We start from the raw sequence: 15,694 nt of genomic DNA, 5'->3' as shown, positions 1-15,694 counted from the left end.
CGCTGCGATCGATTCGGCCTCACAGGGCCTCTTGCCTCGCAAACCGAACAACCGTCACCCCAGCGCGCAGTTGCCGCAAGGAAGGCATGACCAGCACGCAGTCATCGTAGGGCGTGCTGACGATGTCACCGTCGTTGTCGCCAATCGGCGCTCCTGCTTTCTTGATGACCTCCAAACCACGGTAGTCGCCCAGAAAACGGAACTTGTCGTTGCGCGCCGCAACGCCCCCGGTGACACGCAGAACCCACTGTTGCGCCGCATCCGGGCCGCGCCAACCGGGAAGCAATTCGGCCACGGTTTCCACGTCAACGGTTTGAGCCTCCACCAAGAAACGCGCTGACAGATCTTGCGCGACATCCCGGCTCGACGTATCTCCGTGAAAGCCGCATTCGACGAGCAGTGAACGCGTGCCGCCGCCCTCTTCGTCATCAAGGCCGAAGCGGCCGAAGTCGCGCATTCGGGTTCCGTCTTGATGGCCCTCGTCGACGACGACGTGCTCGGGGGCCCGCAACCGTCGCGCCAATTCGAGGTTGCGCGTACGCGGGCCGACCAACAACAGCGGCTCGCCCGGCTCATGCATGGAGTGCAAATCGAGCAACCAATCCGCACCTTCGACGAAGGGAAGCAGTTCGCCCGCGCGGCGCCGCTCGACCGTCGTTGCATCGGCGATTCTCTCGGCGGACCACTGGCGATTCATGTCTTCATCGACGAAGCGCGACGCATCGAACGCGGCCGCATCGAAGCGATCGAACGCCGCGAGATTGCAGAAAGCCAGGGTGAGGCTTCCTCGCTGCGGCCGCACGCCCGCTTCGAGAAGCCCCTTCAGGGCCCACGCGCCGCAAAGCTCATTGCCATGCACAAGCGCCGTGATCATCACCCGGCGGCCGGGCACGCCCGACTCGAAATGCCAGACCCCTTCCGTTCCCGTGTTGCCCGCGCGCAAGGCGCTGATGTCCGGCTTTGGCAGCTCAAATTGCAGGCCAGGCAAGTCTGCCAAGCCGGTCATTCCTTGATCCTCGCGAAATCGACGATCTTTTGATACTTGGCCGTCTCGTCCGCCAGGAACCGGGGCATATCCACATTCAGCGGCGCGATGGTCGAGCCCGACTCTTCGAGCTTCTTGCGGAAATCCGCCGTCTGCAAGGTCTCGTTGAGCGCGGTGCGCAGCTTGGCCAACACGGGCGCCGGCAGGTTGGGTGGCGCCATCAATGCAAACCAGACGCCGATGTCCATGTTCTTCAGGTTGGGTGATTCGGCCAGCGCGGGAATGTCCGGTGCCGTGGGCGACCGTTTCTTCTCCGTCACGCCCAGCGCAACCATCTTGCCGCTGCGGATGTGCGGCAGCGCGCTGGACAGCACGAACACGCCGTACTCGAGCGAGCCGCCCAGCAGGTCCGTGGTCAGCGGCGCAACGCCCCGGTAAGGGATGTGCGTCATGAACAATCCGCCTTGCTCCTTGACCATCTCCCCCGCGAGGTGCAGCGCCGTGCCCATGCCGCTGCTGCCGTAGCTGAACTTGCCTGGCTTGGCTTTGACCGCGCTCAGGAACTGGCTGGCGTTCTTCACCCCGGTGCCGGTCGAAGTGACCAGCACCATGGGCTGGGAAGCCACCAGGCCGATGGGCGTGAAGTCCTTGTAGCTGTACTTCACGGTTGCCGGTGTGATCAGCCGGTTGATCGCGATCTCGTTGTTTGCGCCCAGCAGCAGGGTGTAGCCGTCGGGCTGGGCCTTCGAAGCCTTCATCGCCGCGAGCGCGCCACCAGCGCCGCTGGCGTTCTCGACGACGATGGGAACACCCAGCTTCTTGCCGAGCTGGTCGGCCACCGCGCGACCCGTGAGGTCGGTACTGCCCCCAGGCGGATAGCCGACCAGCACTGTGATCGGCCTGTTCGGATAGGCGGCGTCCTGCGCCAACGCCTGGCTCAAAGGCAACGAAAGAAGCGAGCACGCTGCGATCCGGAGGGCAAGCGAACGTTTCATGGGTTTGTCTCCTGTAGTGCCCCTGATTCTGGTTTCAGGAAAAGCCGCGAGCGTGCCGTTTCGGCACATTGACGTGCCAAAACGTACCGGCTAGCCCGGGTCCACCGTCTGCCAGAACGACTCTGCCGCTGGCGAGAGCTTGCGTTTGGCGCGCACGATGCGCACTTCGAACCCGATCTCCAGGGCTTTGCTGCCTACCGGCGCCAACTGCCTCGCCTTGCAAGCGCCCGCGGCCAGGGACCAAGGCAACCATGCGACGCCAAGCCCCTTGAGTGCGTATTCAAGCAACGCGTCCGCCGAATCGCACTCGATGGTTTCCGCGAGACGGGGCGCCTTCGGATGGTTGCTCAGGTGGTCGCGCACGAGTTGCCCCAACGCGAGCGTCTGTGCATACGCAAGGTAAGGCACAGCGTCTGCTTGGTCGAAGCTGAACGACGCCTGACCCCGTGCGTTGATCTTGCCCACCGGCACCAGGCGGTCACTTGCCACCCTTCGCTGTAGGTATTGGTGCGAACTGAGCCGCATGGCAATCTGGGGGTGGTGATAGCTCAGCATGAAGTCTGCTTCACCGCGCTCGAATCGCTGCAGCGTCTCGTTCATTTGGCCGGTGAGCACCACCACCTTGACGCCCTTGCGTTCTTGCCTGATCTTCGAAAGCCAATCGGCAGCCACCGTCCGGGCCAACGTGCGCCCCGTAACCAGCGTCACCGTGGCAGCACGGCCTTCCCCATCGGCCCCGGCGATTTCGCCCCTCGCCTGGGCCATCGCCGGAACGACTTGCAGCGCGAACCCGAGCAGCTTTTCGCCCTGGCTTGTCAATTTGACGGATGTCCCGCGCCGTTCGATGAGGGGTGCGCCGGCCCACGCTTCAAGCGCGCGGATCCGGCGGCCGAACGCCGGGTGCGTGACATGCCGCCGCTCCGCGGCCCGCGTGAGGCTTCCGGTGTGAGACAGCGCAATCAGGTCTTCAAGCCACTTGATCTGCATGACGCAGACTGTAGCCTTCTCGAAGATCAGAAGCGATGCCGAACCCCAACCTCGAACCCCTTCGACGATCCACCCGCCACCGGCGCCGGCCCATCGACCAGGAAGCGGGCAGCTCCGTCGTTCGAGAGCTTCGCGAACGTCGTGTAGACCGCAGTGCGCTTCGAGAAGTTGTAGACGTACCCGATGCCCAGTTGGTCCGCATCGTTCGCATCGATGGCGGTGGCGCCAACGCGTCCGGCAAGGTTTGCGCGCACCCATGAGGCCTTCACCTCGTGCGGGCCCCAAACGGCGGTTGCGCCCAGCAGGGCCAGCGTCTGCTTCGCCTGGTCGTATTTGAACTGGCGCACCGCGGCCGAGACCTTCACGTTCGCGATGTCCACTTGCCCGCCGACGACGGAATCCCGGAACTTCGACGCGGTGGTCTGGCTGTTCTCGGAAAGGGTCGTGGCGGCAGAGACCGCAAAGGCTTTCGCGGTATAGCCGACCCGCACGCCGGTGAGGCTGGCGCGTCCTGTGGTGACGTCCCGGCCTTCCCCGGGGGCAATCATCAATGCACCTTCAAAGCCGCCGAGCCCGGCCGGCAGGATGTACTGGCCCGCGTTGTCCGATCGAACGGTGGTGTTCAGGTTCGTTCCGAAAGCAGAGCGGATGGGGCCCACGGGCGTCGCCGAGACCATGTTCGCCGAGCGCGCAACGCCGACGTATGCGAAAGGGTCGTGGCGGGACCACACCGTATAGGAGGGAACGAAGTCGCGTCCCAACCGGGCCTCGCCCCACGTGGTGCTCGCCAGGCTCACGGTCGAGCGGCGATCGAAGAACTTCTCGGCGCTTGCCGGTGAGCCGCTGTCGGCCAGCAGGCCGTGTTCCAGATGGAAGCCTGCGCTCAAGCCGCTGCCCAGGTCTTCGCGTCCGTTGAAGATGAGCCGGCTCGTCGAGTTGGAGCCGCTGACGACGGACGAGAGCTTGCTGGCGCCTTCACCCTCCCCCCGGCGGACGGCAACGTCGACGATGCCTGAGAGCGTCACGCTCGACTGGGCGAATACGGAGCCGACGCAGGCACAGGCTGCACAGGCGGTGATGAGTTTGCGGTACATGCGATCTGTCTCCTCGGGGTTGGAAGTGCTGACCCCGGATGATCGCGATGGATGGGCTTGCTGAGAATTGCGCAATTGGAAACGATTGATCCAATCGCTGCATCAATCCCCCACCGCTGCGTCAAGTGCGCTTGCGGCCCTTGCGGCTCTTCTTGACTTCGCCGAACAGGTCGAAGAGCTGTTGGGCTGCCGGCGAGAGCGAGCGGCCGCGCCGGCGGATCAGGCCCACCTTGCGCGTGACCACCGGGTCTACGAGGGGAACACTGACCAAGAGCGGGTGATCGGGGCCTGGCATTGCCATCGAGGGCACGGCTGCCAACCCCAGCCCCGCTTCGACCAACCCCAAGGTTGTCGTGACGTGCTGAGCCTCATAGATCGCCTGCGGCCGGTTGGCGACGCCGGCCAGCGCCTGGTCGAGCAGCACGCGGTTGCCCGATGTGCGACCGATCGAGATGTAGTCGAACTGGCCGAGCTGCTCCCAGGTGATCTGCCGCATGCTGGCTACCGGGTGGTCACGCCGGCAGGCGGCCACGAACCGCTCTTCGACCAGCGGGGTGAACTCCAGCTCGCCCTCTTGCGAGCCGATGAAGTTGATCCCGAAGTCGGCTTCGCCACGGGCCACGGATGCCAGCACCTCGTTGGCACCGGCGTCCAGCAACTTCACCCGCACCTTCGGGCAGCGCTCGTGATAGCGGCGGATCACCTCTGAAAGGTAGTAGTAGACGGTCGACGGCACGCAGGCGACCGTCACTTCGCCCATCCGCGTTGCCGCGACGCCGCGGATGCCGAGCAAGGTGTTGTCGAGTTCGTCGAGCAGGTCTCGCACCTTACGTTCGAAGTCTCGGCCCACGGCCGTCAATGTGACCCGCCGCGTGGTGCGCTCGAGCAGGCGCACGCCCAGCGCTTCCTCGAGCTTGTTGATGCGCCGGCTGAAGGCGGGCTGCGACAAGTGGACGGACTCCGCCGCCTTGCGGAAGTTGGTCTGCTCCGCGACAGCCCGGAAGGCGAGCAGGTCGTTCAGGTCGAAATTGATGGCCATGGGAACCCTCCTGGCGATTGATGTGCATTTTGGATCAGTTGATCCCAAAGATGCAATTCACTTTTGCAATGACCTGGCCGAAGATTCAACCCATGACAAGAACCCTCCCCTGCGTCCTGATGCGAGCCGGCACATCGCGTGGCCCGTTCTTCCTGCGCAGCTGGCTGCCGGATGACGAAGCGGCGCGCGACGAGCTGCTGATCGGTGCGATCGGCGCCTCGGACTTGCTGCAGGTCGACGGTGTGGGCGGCGGCAGCTCGCTCACGAGCAAGGTCGCCATCGTCTCCAAGTCATCGGAGCCCGGTTGCGACGTCGACTACCTGTTCGCACAGGTGGGTGTCGGGCAGAAGTCTGTCGACACCCGGCCGAACTGCGGAAACATGCTGTCGGGCGTCGGCCCGTTCGCGATCGAGCAAGGACTGGTCGAGGCCAAGGACGGTGAAACGACGATCCGGGTCTTCAACGTGAACACGCGCTCGCGCATCGACGTGACCGTGCAGACGCCCGGCGGCCAGGTCACCTATGCCGGCGAGACCGGCATCGACGGCGTGGCCGGGACGGCTGCGCCCATTCGCCTCAACTTCCTGGACGCATGGGGCGCCGTGACCGGGTCCATGTTCCCCACCGGCCATCGGCGGGACGTGGTCAATGGCATCGAAGTCACCTGCATCGACGCCGCCATGCCGCTCGTGATCATCCGTGCGGGCGATCTCGGCCTCTCAGGCCGCGAAGCGCCGAGCGTGCTCGATGCAGACTTGCATCTCATGGCCCGCATCGAGGCCCTGCGCTGTGCCGCGGGTGAGGCCATGGGTCTGGGCGATGTGTCGGGCAGCGTCATCCCCAAGCCGGTCGTCGCCAGTGAAGGCGACAGCGAGGGCAGCGTCACCTCCCGCTACTTCACGCCGCGCCGGTGCCATGCCTCCCATGCGGTCACTGGCGCCATCGGTGTCGCGACCGCATTTGCGCTGCCCGGCACCGTCATCAGCGGCCCGTCCCGAAGCGGGGTGCGAACCATTTCCGTCCTGCACCCGCAGGGCCGCATCGACGTCGAGGTTGCCATCGAAGGCACCGGAGAAGAAGCCCGAATCCAGCGCGCCGCGCTCGTGCGCACCGCACGAAAAATTCTGCAAGGCGAGCTGCACATCCCACCGTACGTGTTTTCCAAACCCATCGAAGGAGACAAACCCATGAAAAGCCTGATCGCACCGGCCGTCGCCGCGGCCCTCATCGCCGCCACCCCCGCCATGGCGGCCTACCCTGAAAAGGTCATCACCATCGTCGTGCCGACCGCGGCCGGCGGCGGCAACGACGCCATGGCTCGGACCATCGCGCAGAAGCTCGGCCCCCTGCTGGGCCAGCAGATCATCATCGACAACCGTGCCGGCGCCAACGGCGCCATCGCGAGCGAATTCGTCGCACGCGCTCCGGCCGACGGGCACACGCTGATGTTCGGCTACATCGCGACGCATGCGATGAACCCGGCGCTGCAGAAGCTGCGCTATGACCCCGTCGCGGATTTCGCGCCCATCGGCCTGGTGGCGAACTCGCCGACCCTCATGGTCGCCAACGCCACGGTTGCGGTGAAGGACGTCAAGGATCTGGTCGGCCAGCTGAAGGCGAAGCCCGACAAGTACACCTACGCCTCCGCAGGCAGCGGCACCGCGCCGCACTTCGCCGCCGAGCTCTTCAAGCTGAACGCCGGCGTCGTGATGCTGGGCGCCCCTTACCGCGGATCCGCTCCGGCGATCACCGACACCATCGGCGGGCAGACACAGTTCATGTTTCCCAGCCTGTTCACCGCATTGCCGTACGTGAAGTCCGGCAAGTTGAAGGCGATGGCCGTGGCGGGGCCGAAGCGCTCGCCGCTGCTGCCCGATGTACCGACCCTGAAGGAAGCCGGCGTGGAAGGCGTGGAAGTGCAGCAGTGGTATGGCTTCTTCGCACCGGCGAAGACGCCGAAGGCCGTGATCGACCAGATCAACAAGGCCCTGAACCAAGTGCTCGCCGACAAGGAGATCATCAAGCGCATGCAGGATCACGGCGCGGATGTCGAGACCAGCACGCCGGAACGCTTTGGCGAGCTCGTGAAGAGCGAACTGGTGAAGTGGAAGGCCGTTGTCCAGCGCGCCAAGCTGACCGCGGAGTGAGCGAGATGAGCGCAGCTTCCAACGACCTGCAAGCCTGGGTCGGCCGCAGCGAATCCGTGCGGGACCGGATCGGCGCAACGCCCGTGAATGCGCTGAACGCCACGCTGGATCACAAGCCTGTGCCGGCCGCCGACGGCACCGAGCTGCCGCCTTTGTGGCACTGGCTGTACTTTTTGCCTTTGCATCGCCAGAGCGACATCGGTGCGGATGGCCACGCGAAACGCGGCGGGTTCATGCCCCCGGTGCCGCTGCCTCGCAGGATGTGGGCGGGCAGCCAGTTCGAGTTCCGCTCGCCGGTTCGCGTGGGCGATGCGGTGGAGCGGACATCGACGATCGCGGACGTGACGCAAAAGGACGGAAGAACGGGCAAGCTCGTCTTCGTCAAGGTGCGTCACGAAGTCCGCTGCAACGGCGCCGCCGAACCGGCGATCGTGGAATTCCATGACATCGTGTATCGCGAACCCAAGCGCGCCGACGACGTCGACCCGCCGCCGCAACCGGCGCCGACCGGAGCAGCCTGGCAGCGCGAGATCGTTCCGGACGACGTGCTCCTGTTCCGCTATTCCGCCCTCACGTTCAACGGCCACCGCATCCACTACGACCGCAAGTACGTGACCGAGGTCGAAGGCTACCCCGGCCTCATCGTGCACGGCCCGCTGATCGCGACCCTGCTCATGGACCTGGTGCGCAGGAATGCGCCCGAAGCCGACGTTGCGAGCTTCAGCTTTCGCGCCGTGCGGCCCACGTTCGATCTGCACGCCTTCCGTGTCAACGGGCAGCTGCAACCGGACGGAAAGACCATCAAGCTGTGGGCGCAAGACCATGAGGGCTGGCTCACGATGGACGCAGTCGCCACGCTTCGCTAGGACCTGTCAACACCAAACCCCGGAACTCATCATGCAACCCCTGAAGGGCCTCACTGTCGTCACGCTGGAACACGCCATCGCCGCGCCGTTCGCCACGCGGCAACTCGCGGATCTCGGCGCCCGCGTCATCAAGATCGAGCGCCCCGGCACCGGCGACTTCGCCCGCGGCTACGACTCGCGCGTGCGCGGCTTGGCGTCGCACTTCGTGTGGACCAACCGCTCGAAGGAAAGCCTCACGCTCGACGTCAAGCATCCGGACGCCGCGAAGGTGCTGCAACGGCTGGTGATCGAGAAGGCCGACGTGGTCGTCCAGAACCTGGCGCCGGGCGCCGCCGCGCGGCTCGGCCTGGGATACGAGACGCTGGCTGCGAAAAAGCCGTCCCTCATCGTGTGCGACATCTCGGGCTACGGCGCGGATGGGCCGTACCGGGACAAGAAGGCCTACGACCTGCTGATCCAGAGCGAAGCGGGCTTCGTGTCCGTGACGGGCACCGCCGACGAGCCGTGCAAGGCGGGCCCCTCCATTGCCGACATCGCGGCCGGCATGTACGCCTACACGAACATCCTCGCGGCGTTGCTGCAGCGCGCCCAGACCGGCCGTGGGCAACACATCGACATCTCGATGCTCGAATCGCTGGCCGAGTGGACGAGCTATCCGCTGTACTACGCGTTCGAAGGCGCACCTCCGCCGCCTCGCACGGGCGCGGCACACGCGACGATCTATCCCTATGGCCCGTTCCCGACCGGCGCGGACAACGGCAGTGTGATGCTGGGACTGCAGAACGAGCGCGAGTGGGTCAACTTCTGCGAGAAGGTGCTGCTGCGTCCCGAGTTGGCGCGCGACCCGCGCTTCACCGGCAACGCGAAGCGCGTCGCCGAGCGGACTGCGCTTCGCCAGATCATCGTGGACACCTTCGCTCCTTTGAGTGCTGCGCAGGTGGTGGAACGCCTGGAGGCCGCACAGATCGCGAATGCGCGCGTGAACACGATGCATGACGTTTGGGAGCATCCTCAGCTGAAGGCGCGCCAACGCTGGAGAGAAGTCGGGACCTCCTCGGGCATGGTCCCGGCCCTGCTGCCCCCGGGCTCGTGGGCCGAGGAGCCGCGCATGGACCCGGTTCCCGCGCTGGGCGAGCACACCGAGGCGATCCTGCAGGAGTTGGGGATCGACGCCGATGGGGTGCGTGCCTTGCGCGCCGCGGAAGCGATCTGATGCAGCCGCGCACCTATCTCTTCGTTCCCGGCAACCGGCCGGAGCGGTTCTCCAAGGCTTTCACGAGCGGGGCCGACGCTGTGATCCTCGACCTGGAGGATGCGGTCGCCGCCGGGGAGAAGGCGGACGCTCGCAAGGCGATCGCGAACTGGTTCGCGACGGCGTCCGACTCCGATCGGGCGCGAACGGTCATTCGCATCAACGATGTGCAGAGCAGCGCGCTCGGCGACGACATCGCGCTGCTGCAGGAAATCCGCGCCGCAGCGGTCATGCTTCCGAAAGCCGAATCCGCCGACCAGGTCAGCACCCTTCGCAGTGCCATGCCGTCGTGCCGCGTGCTCGCCCTGATCGAGAGCGCGCGTGGGATCGCAATGGCCCACGAGGTCGCAAAGGCCGATGGTGTGGCGTGCCTCGTGTTCGGAACGCTGGACTACGCGCTCGATCTGGACATCGACATCGCGCAGGACTCGGAGGGCCTGGTCTATGCCGCCGGAGCCTTGGCTGTTGCCAGCCGCGCCGCCAATCTGCCGGCGCCCGTCGCGGGTGTGACGCCCCAGCTCGACGACGAGCAGCGGCTCCTCGCAGACCTCGTCTGGGCGCGGCGCCACGGTTTCGGCTCGAAGCTGTGCATCCATCCCCGGCAAATCGCTCCCCTCCACAAAGCGCTTGCGCCCGCGCCCGAAGCTATCGAGTGGGCTCAGCGCGTACTCGCCGCCGACGCCGCGAGCCCCGGCGCCGCCCAGCTCGACGGCCGCATGATCGACCGCCCTGTCGTGCTGCAGGCGCAGCGGACACTGCAACGCGCCGGCCAGACCCCCTTCACACATCAAAGGACATAACCATGGCCTCCACCATCATCGACTCCGCCATCTTTCAAGGCATCTTCTCGAGCGACGAGATGCGTCACGTCTGGTCCGACGAAAACCGGACGCAGAAATACCTCGACGTCGAATCGGCGCTCGCGAAGGTCCAGGGTCAGCTTGGACTGATCCCGCAAGACGCTGCCGACGAGATCATCAGCCACTGCCACCTCGACCAGATCGACATGGCGAAGCTGCGCCAGCAGACGGAGCGGATCGGCTACCCGATTCTCGGCGTCGTGTCGCAGCTCAACGCCCTGTGCCGCGACAAGCTCGGCGAGTATTGCCACTGGGGCGCCACGACCCAGGACATCACCGACACGGCCACCGTGCTGCAGATCCGCGAGGGCCTGGACATCGTCGATGGCGAGCTGAAGGCGATCTCGGCCGCCCTCGCCGGTCATGCGAGGAAGCACCGTGACACGCCGATGATCGGCCGCAGCAATCTTCAGCAGGCGATCCCCGTGACCTTCGGCTACAAGATGGCCGGCCTGCTCTCCGCCATCGAGCGGCATCGCGAGCGGCTCGCACAACTGCGCGAACGCGTGCTGGTCGGTGAGTTCGCCGGCGCTGCGGGCACCTTGGCGTCGCTCGAAACCGGCGCCATGGAAACGCAAGCGGGGCTCTGCGCGGAACTGGGGTTGAAGCAGCCGGTGATCGCCTGGCACACCATCCGCGACAACATCGCCGAAGTGGGCGCCTTCCTGGGCCTGGTGGGCGGCACGCTCGGCAAGCTCAGCATGGACGTCAAGCTCATGATGCAAACCGAAGTCGGCGAAGTCTACGAGCCCTACGCGCACGGCCGCGGAAGCAGCAGCACCATGCCTCAAAAGCGCAACCCGATCTCCAGCTGCTACATCCATGCCGCCATTTCCGTGGTTCGCCAGCACTCGGCCGCGCTGATGGACGCGATGGTGGCGGACCACGAGCGATCGACTGGCCCGTGGGAGATCGAGTGGATCGTGCTGCCGGAAGCGTTCTGCCTGATGGCGGGCGCGCTGAAGCAGTCGCGCTTCGTGCTCGAGGGCCTCGAAGTGGACGCCAAGGCGATGCGGCGCAACATCGACATGACCCATGGCCTCGTGATGAGCGAAGCGGTGATGATGGGTCTGGGCCGCCACATCGGCCGCGAGTACGCCCATGACCTGGTCTACGACATCTGCCGCGAAGCCGTGAAGCAGGAACGCCCTTTGCTCGACCTGCTCGCCGCGCACCCGGAGATCAACAAGCACCTGGGCCGCCCGGCGCTTGCCAAGCTGTGCGATCCGGCGAACTACCTGGGGCAGTCAGGCGTGATGGTTGACCGGGTGCTTGCTTCGCTGCGCTGAGGAGCCACACGGTTATCGCCTTTTCACAGACCCGGTGGGATCGGTTTCGGCGGAGGGTGGAAAGCTATACTGACCAGCCACTGCCGCGACGCCGATGCACACCCCCGCCCGCCAACCGGAGCCAGGATCTCCCACCGACCTGAGCGGCGCGCAAACCATGGCCATCATGCTGGCGACCTCGGTGGCGGTCGTCATGCTCAACGTGGCGCCGCTCGTCGAGGCGTCCCTGCAGCACGATGCCCATTTGTCCGCGAGCGAAGCCGGCGCTGCCTTCAGCGTTGAACTTGCAGCGATGGGCCTCGCTTCGCTTCCGGCGGCCGCCTGGATTGGCCGCGCCGATGCCGAGCGCGTGGCCCGCTGGGCCTATGCGCTGTTCATCGCCGGCAGCCTGTTGTCGTGCGTGGCACAGGCCTCCTTCGCCCAATACGTCGGCGCGCGCGGCATCGCCGGCATCGGTGCGGGAATGCTGATGGTGCTGGGCATGAGCCTGGCCGCCCGGGCGCGCAACCCGGATCGGCTGTATGCCCTGGTCACCTTTGTCCAACTGGCCAGCGGAGCCGCGCTGCTCGTCGGCCTGGCCGCGCTGCCCGACTCCGAACACGGCGTGCGCGGCGTTTTCCTCGTGAGCACGGCGCTCGGGGTGGTGGGCATTTTGACGGCGCGCCTGTTCTCCCGCGTTGGCCCTGCGCGGATGCCGCCGGCACAGCCCGGGGCCGCGGCGGCCCCGGCGGCCGACCGAAACGGGGTCGCCTTGCCGCTGGCTTTCGCGCTGATGTTCAACCTGGTGGTGGGTGCCGTGTGGCCCTTTGCCGCCGCATATGCGGTCGACACAGCGCCAGTCCGGGTGGCCCAGATCCTGGCCGGCGCCACCGTCGCCGGGCTGGTCGGTGCGGCGTTGGCTTTTCTCGTCGGCAACCGGTTGCCGCACCGCCCGCTGCTGGTCGCGGGTTACCTGGGCATATTGCTGGGCGCCGGGCTGCTTCATGGTGCGCGCAACCCGATCGGTTTCGCGGCCGGGTGCTGCGTGCTGTCGCTGGCCTGGAACTTCAGCGTCCCGTACGTCTTCGCGGCGGTTGCAGGTCGTGACAAGACCGGCCGACTGATGGGCATCGCCAGCCTTGCCTTCGCCGCCGGTCTCGCGTCCGGCCCTCTGCTGGCGGGCATGGTGCTGGATTCGCTGGGGTTGGAAGCGCTCTTCCCGACCGTGCTGGCGGGCGTGGCCATCGGCATGGCGCTGACGCTGCGCATGACCCGGCAACTTCCACGGTCGCGCCAAGCCGTCCATAGACACTGAAGAATGGGCGTGTGCATGCGTGAACCGGATAGCACGTCGAACTACGTCGGGGGGAGCAGCCGTTTTGGCGTGGAGGAAGCCCCGATGGACGCACCCCTGCGTGCGCTCAGTGCCAGCCTGCTGCAACTGACAGGTCTGGTACAGAGGGCGAAGCCCCAGACTCTGCTGCACGATGCGCTATTGATCCTGCGCACTCTGGTGCCGTTCGACACTGCATGGTGGGGCGAGGTGTCGGGGGGCAGCTCGAAAGCCGCACCGCGCAACTGGATGCACGGCAGCATAGGACTCAGCAAGGGGTTTGCGCAGGAGTGGAACCAGCTCTCCACAGCCGACGATTTCGCGCGGCAGTCCATGCGCCGGTTGGGCATGGTCCTCATGGAAAACGGGCCTCCGGAGCCCGGCGCGGCATCGCCTGAGATCGAGGCATTCGCCAGGAAGCATGGCCTGTTTCATTGCATAGCGATCACGGTCGACCTGCCGGAAAGCGGGCTGATGTTTTTTGTCTCGGTGTACCGCATGTCATCGTCTGCTCCGTTTTCCGCGCAGGAAGCGGTGCTGTTTGGCGAGTTCGTCTCGCATTTGCGGCTCCACTGGAGGCGTGTCCTCGAGGGGCTGCAACAGCCCCATGCAGGCCTGCCCTGGAACAGCTATGCCCTGGCAGACCAAGATGGCAAGTTGCTGTTCATGGGCCTGCGCGTGGGCATGGCGCTGGATGCGGCCTTTCCGCAGTGGTCCGGCACGGCACTGCCGCCCGACCTGATGGACTCGATCGGCAGGAAGCTGCCCCGCACGGTGGCGATTGGCATGGCCTGCCGCCTGCGACTGGAGCCCTGCGGTCCGCTGGTTGCGATCACCATCCCTTCACGCCACCACAACTCCCCCTTGGCCCCTCGGGAACTGGGCGCGGCCATGCTCTATGCACAGGGCCATTCGTACAAGGACATTGCCGCCACACTCGGCCTCACTCCGGCCACCGTGCGCACTTACTTGCGCAACGCCTATGCCCTGCTCGGTGTGCAGAACAAGGTGGAATTGGTGGCCGCGCTCCGCAGGGAGTGATGAGCAGACGGTGTGGATGGGGCGCGGCAGTCCCTCTCGCCATCGTCGCCAGTACACCGGTTCGGTAGTTTCCCTACCGTCTGCATTTGCAGAGGGTTCCCGGGCGGGCTTCTCTCCTACCGTACCGGCAGGAGCTCGCGAGGCCACGCCGGGCTCCTGACACACCATCTCAAGACCGCAGGAGACCTGACGCATGTTCCCCAAGAAATCGACCGCTGGCGCGCCGCGAAACCAGCTTAGTCCGAAACCCGCCCATCGCCTTTGGCTGCGCTGGGCCTCATGGAGTGCGCTGGCGGCTCTGGGCCTGACAGCCTGCGGAGGGGACGGCGGCAGCGCCGATCTGATGGCCAGGCCATTGGCCGAAGCCTGCACCTCTTACCGCGCCAGCGCCTTGCCGCACAACGCCAAAGTCACGAGCACCGAGATCCGCAAGCCGGAGAGCACTTTGCCCGAGGTTTGCATCGTGCGCGGCGAAATCGTTTCGTCGCCCGAGTCCACCATCCGCTGGGCCGTGGAGTTGCCGCAGGGAAGGCAGTGGAATGGGAAGACTCTCACCATCGGCGGCGGAGCCTTTGACGGGTTCATTCCCACGGACGATCCCTGGTACCAGATGCTGGTGGGTCCATCCGCCAACCCTTACGTCAAGATCAGCTCGGACTCGGGGCACCAGGTCCAGTCCTTTGCCTGGGGCAACAGCGATGTCGCACTGCGCAACCACGCCTTCGATGCCAACCACTACGTGCTGGAGGTCGGCACCGCCATTGCCGCGGAGTTCTACGGCAAGCGCCCGACCCGGCGCTATCACATGGGCCAATCCAATGGCGGACGCTCGGGCCTGGCCTCCACGCAGAAGTATCCCAAGGACTATGACGGCGTGATCGTGATGGAGCCCGCCATCAGCCAGCAAGCCCACCAGGTCAACCTCGGCCCTACGGTGCTCAGGCACATCTTCTCCAAACCCGAGAACTGGCTGAGTGCCGAAAAGATTGCGCTCTACGCCCGGGCTGAAACGGCCGCGTGCGACTCGCTCGACGGCCTCAAGGACGGCATCATCGGAAATGTGGAGGCCTGCCACTACGTGCCAACCGATCTGCTGTGCACCGGGGCGGAGAACGCATCGTGCCTCACCCCCGGCCAGATCGAATCCATCCGCCTGATCTATACCTCGCATGACACGCCGGTCACGCTGGCAAACGGTGCCCGTGGTTATCCGCGCTACGGGCGTGGGGGCGCGGCCACCTCGGATTGGCAGGCATACATGTTCGGCACCAGCTTCGAGGCACGCGATTCCTTCAACTTCATGGCGGCACAGGAAGCCGCGCGGCTGGTGGAACGGAACGCCAACCTCAGCCTCCTCGACCACGACCCCACCAAGTTCCAGGCCGAGTACTTTCGCCTCGCGCAGATGATCGACGCCACCGATCCCGATCTCTCGGCCTTTGCCGGCAACGGCGGCAAGCTGCTGATCTGGTACGGCGTGTCCGACGCTTGCGTTTCGATGTACCGCACGGTCGAGTATCTTGATTCGGTCAGGCAGCGACTGGGGGCGACCATGGTGCAAGGCTTTGCGCGCATGCTCACCTCGCCGTCGGTGGGCCACAACCTGGACGGCGCGACCGAACCACGGGCGATCGACCTCTTGGCGGCCATGGACACGTGGGTGGAGAAGAGCGCCGCCCCCGACAAACTGATCGACACCCAGTTCGCGCCCGGCGGCAGCACGCCCGTACTGCAGCGCCCCGTGTGCGAGTATCCGAAGTTTCCCCGCTACAACGGAACCGGGGATCCAAGCAAGGCGGAGAGCTTCACCTGCTCAGCCACTTGATG

Annotated in this window: 13 protein-coding genes; 8 read left to right on the top strand and 5 right to left on the bottom strand. The window is 65.8% G+C overall.

From position 1 onward, the window contains the following. Nucleotides 1-19: 19 nt before the first annotated feature. The 5 genes from EEB15_RS00535 to EEB15_RS00515 all read right to left on the bottom strand — a co-directional run bounded on the left by EEB15_RS00535 (nucleotide 20) and on the right by EEB15_RS00515 (nucleotide 5,100). Nucleotides 20-1,006, bottom strand: coding sequence for a succinylglutamate desuccinylase/aspartoacylase family protein (locus tag EEB15_RS00535; RefSeq protein WP_141507578.1), 987 nt, complete (start codon nucleotides 1,004-1,006; stop codon nucleotides 20-22). Further along, nucleotides 1,003-1,980, bottom strand: coding sequence for a tripartite tricarboxylate transporter substrate binding protein (locus EEB15_RS00530; protein ID WP_141507577.1), 978 nt, complete (start codon nucleotides 1,978-1,980; stop codon nucleotides 1,003-1,005). The genes EEB15_RS00535 and EEB15_RS00530 overlap by 4 nt, the downstream gene beginning before the upstream one ends. Before the next feature lie 90 nt (nucleotides 1,981-2,070). Beyond that, nucleotides 2,071-2,967, bottom strand: coding sequence for a LysR family transcriptional regulator (locus EEB15_RS00525; RefSeq protein WP_141507576.1), 897 nt, complete (start codon nucleotides 2,965-2,967; stop codon nucleotides 2,071-2,073). Between the two features lie 26 nt (nucleotides 2,968-2,993). Beyond that, entirely contained in the window at nucleotides 2,994-4,061 is a 1,068-nt protein-coding gene (locus tag EEB15_RS00520) for a porin (protein WP_141507575.1), read from the bottom strand. 121 nt (nucleotides 4,062-4,182) lie between these two features. Beyond that, nucleotides 4,183-5,100, bottom strand: a complete 918-nt coding sequence (locus tag EEB15_RS00515; protein WP_141507574.1) for a LysR family transcriptional regulator — start codon at nucleotides 5,098-5,100, stop codon at nucleotides 4,183-4,185. Between the two features lie 92 nt (nucleotides 5,101-5,192). Between EEB15_RS00515 and EEB15_RS34540 the strand changes: the two genes are divergently transcribed. The 8 genes from EEB15_RS34540 (at nucleotide 5,193) to EEB15_RS00475 (ending at nucleotide 15,692) form a co-directional block, all read left to right on the top strand. Next, a complete protein-coding gene (locus EEB15_RS34540) occupies nucleotides 5,193-7,247 on the top strand; it encodes a 4-oxalomesaconate tautomerase (protein WP_141507573.1) in 2,055 nt (684 codons plus the stop codon). Nucleotides 7,248-7,252: 5 nt separating this feature from the next. Beyond that, nucleotides 7,253-8,113 (top strand): MaoC family dehydratase N-terminal domain-containing protein, encoded by an 861-nt coding sequence (locus tag EEB15_RS00505; protein WP_141507572.1) that lies wholly within the window; start codon nucleotides 7,253-7,255, stop codon nucleotides 8,111-8,113. Between the two features lie 31 nt (nucleotides 8,114-8,144). Continuing rightward, nucleotides 8,145-9,326 carry a CaiB/BaiF CoA-transferase family protein gene (locus EEB15_RS00500; RefSeq protein WP_141507571.1) on the top strand — a complete coding sequence of 394 codons (1,182 nt, stop codon included), beginning with the start codon at nucleotides 8,145-8,147 and terminating at the stop codon, nucleotides 9,324-9,326. Next, on the top strand, nucleotides 9,326-10,165 hold the full coding sequence (locus tag EEB15_RS00495) for a CoA ester lyase (protein ID WP_141507570.1): 840 nt from the start codon (nucleotides 9,326-9,328) through the stop codon (nucleotides 10,163-10,165). The genes EEB15_RS00500 and EEB15_RS00495 overlap by 1 nt, the downstream gene beginning before the upstream one ends. 2 nt (nucleotides 10,166-10,167) lie before the next feature. Continuing rightward, nucleotides 10,168-11,514, top strand: coding sequence for a 3-carboxy-cis,cis-muconate cycloisomerase (gene pcaB, locus EEB15_RS00490; RefSeq protein ID WP_141507569.1), 1,347 nt, complete (start codon nucleotides 10,168-10,170; stop codon nucleotides 11,512-11,514). 94 nt (nucleotides 11,515-11,608) lie between these two features. Further along, complete coding sequence (locus EEB15_RS00485; protein ID WP_141507568.1) at nucleotides 11,609-12,808, top strand: MFS transporter; 1,200 nt, start codon at nucleotides 11,609-11,611, stop codon at nucleotides 12,806-12,808. A 3-nt stretch (nucleotides 12,809-12,811) separates the two neighbouring features. Continuing rightward, the gene (locus EEB15_RS00480) at nucleotides 12,812-13,867 is read left to right on the top strand and encodes a helix-turn-helix transcriptional regulator (RefSeq protein ID WP_141507567.1); all 1,056 of its coding nucleotides are present in this window, start codon (nucleotides 12,812-12,814) and stop codon (nucleotides 13,865-13,867) included. 193 nt (nucleotides 13,868-14,060) lie between these two features. After that, on the top strand, nucleotides 14,061-15,692 hold the full coding sequence (locus tag EEB15_RS00475) for a tannase/feruloyl esterase family alpha/beta hydrolase (RefSeq protein ID WP_141507566.1): 1,632 nt from the start codon (nucleotides 14,061-14,063) through the stop codon (nucleotides 15,690-15,692). Nucleotides 15,693-15,694: the final 2 nt, after the last annotated feature.

The sequence above is a fragment of the Ramlibacter sp. WS9 genome, assembly GCF_003797765.1.
In the GTDB taxonomy this organism is placed as follows: Bacteria; Pseudomonadota; Gammaproteobacteria; order Burkholderiales; family Burkholderiaceae_C; genus Ramlibacter.
The sequence above is the reverse complement of the archived record's forward strand: the minus strand, read 5'-3'. Positions and strand labels throughout refer to the sequence as shown.

What these genes read in the sequence shown, in the direction of transcription:
- EEB15_RS00535 (WP_141507578.1), bottom strand. Translation starts at nt 1,006, where the DNA reads ATGACCGGCTTGGCAGACTTGCCTGGCCTGCAATTTGAGCTGCCAAAG.
- EEB15_RS00530 (WP_141507577.1), bottom strand. Translation starts at nt 1,980, where the DNA reads ATGAAACGTTCGCTTGCCCTCCGGATCGCAGCGTGCTCGCTTCTTTCG.
- EEB15_RS00525 (WP_141507576.1), bottom strand. Translation starts at nt 2,967, where the DNA reads ATGCAGATCAAGTGGCTTGAAGACCTGATTGCGCTGTCTCACACCGGA.
- EEB15_RS00520 (WP_141507575.1), bottom strand. Translation starts at nt 4,061, where the DNA reads ATGTACCGCAAACTCATCACCGCCTGTGCAGCCTGTGCCTGCGTCGGC.
- EEB15_RS00515 (WP_141507574.1), bottom strand. Translation starts at nt 5,100, where the DNA reads ATGGCCATCAATTTCGACCTGAACGACCTGCTCGCCTTCCGGGCTGTC.
- EEB15_RS34540 (WP_141507573.1), top strand. Translation starts at nt 5,193, where the DNA reads ATGACAAGAACCCTCCCCTGCGTCCTGATGCGAGCCGGCACATCGCGT.
- EEB15_RS00505 (WP_141507572.1), top strand. Translation starts at nt 7,253, where the DNA reads ATGAGCGCAGCTTCCAACGACCTGCAAGCCTGGGTCGGCCGCAGCGAA.
- EEB15_RS00500 (WP_141507571.1), top strand. Translation starts at nt 8,145, where the DNA reads ATGCAACCCCTGAAGGGCCTCACTGTCGTCACGCTGGAACACGCCATC.
- EEB15_RS00495 (WP_141507570.1), top strand. Translation starts at nt 9,326, where the DNA reads ATGCAGCCGCGCACCTATCTCTTCGTTCCCGGCAACCGGCCGGAGCGG.
- pcaB (WP_141507569.1), top strand. Translation starts at nt 10,168, where the DNA reads ATGGCCTCCACCATCATCGACTCCGCCATCTTTCAAGGCATCTTCTCG.
- EEB15_RS00485 (WP_141507568.1), top strand. Translation starts at nt 11,609, where the DNA reads ATGCACACCCCCGCCCGCCAACCGGAGCCAGGATCTCCCACCGACCTG.
- EEB15_RS00480 (WP_141507567.1), top strand. Translation starts at nt 12,812, where the DNA reads ATGGGCGTGTGCATGCGTGAACCGGATAGCACGTCGAACTACGTCGGG.
- EEB15_RS00475 (WP_141507566.1), top strand. Translation starts at nt 14,061, where the DNA reads ATGTTCCCCAAGAAATCGACCGCTGGCGCGCCGCGAAACCAGCTTAGT.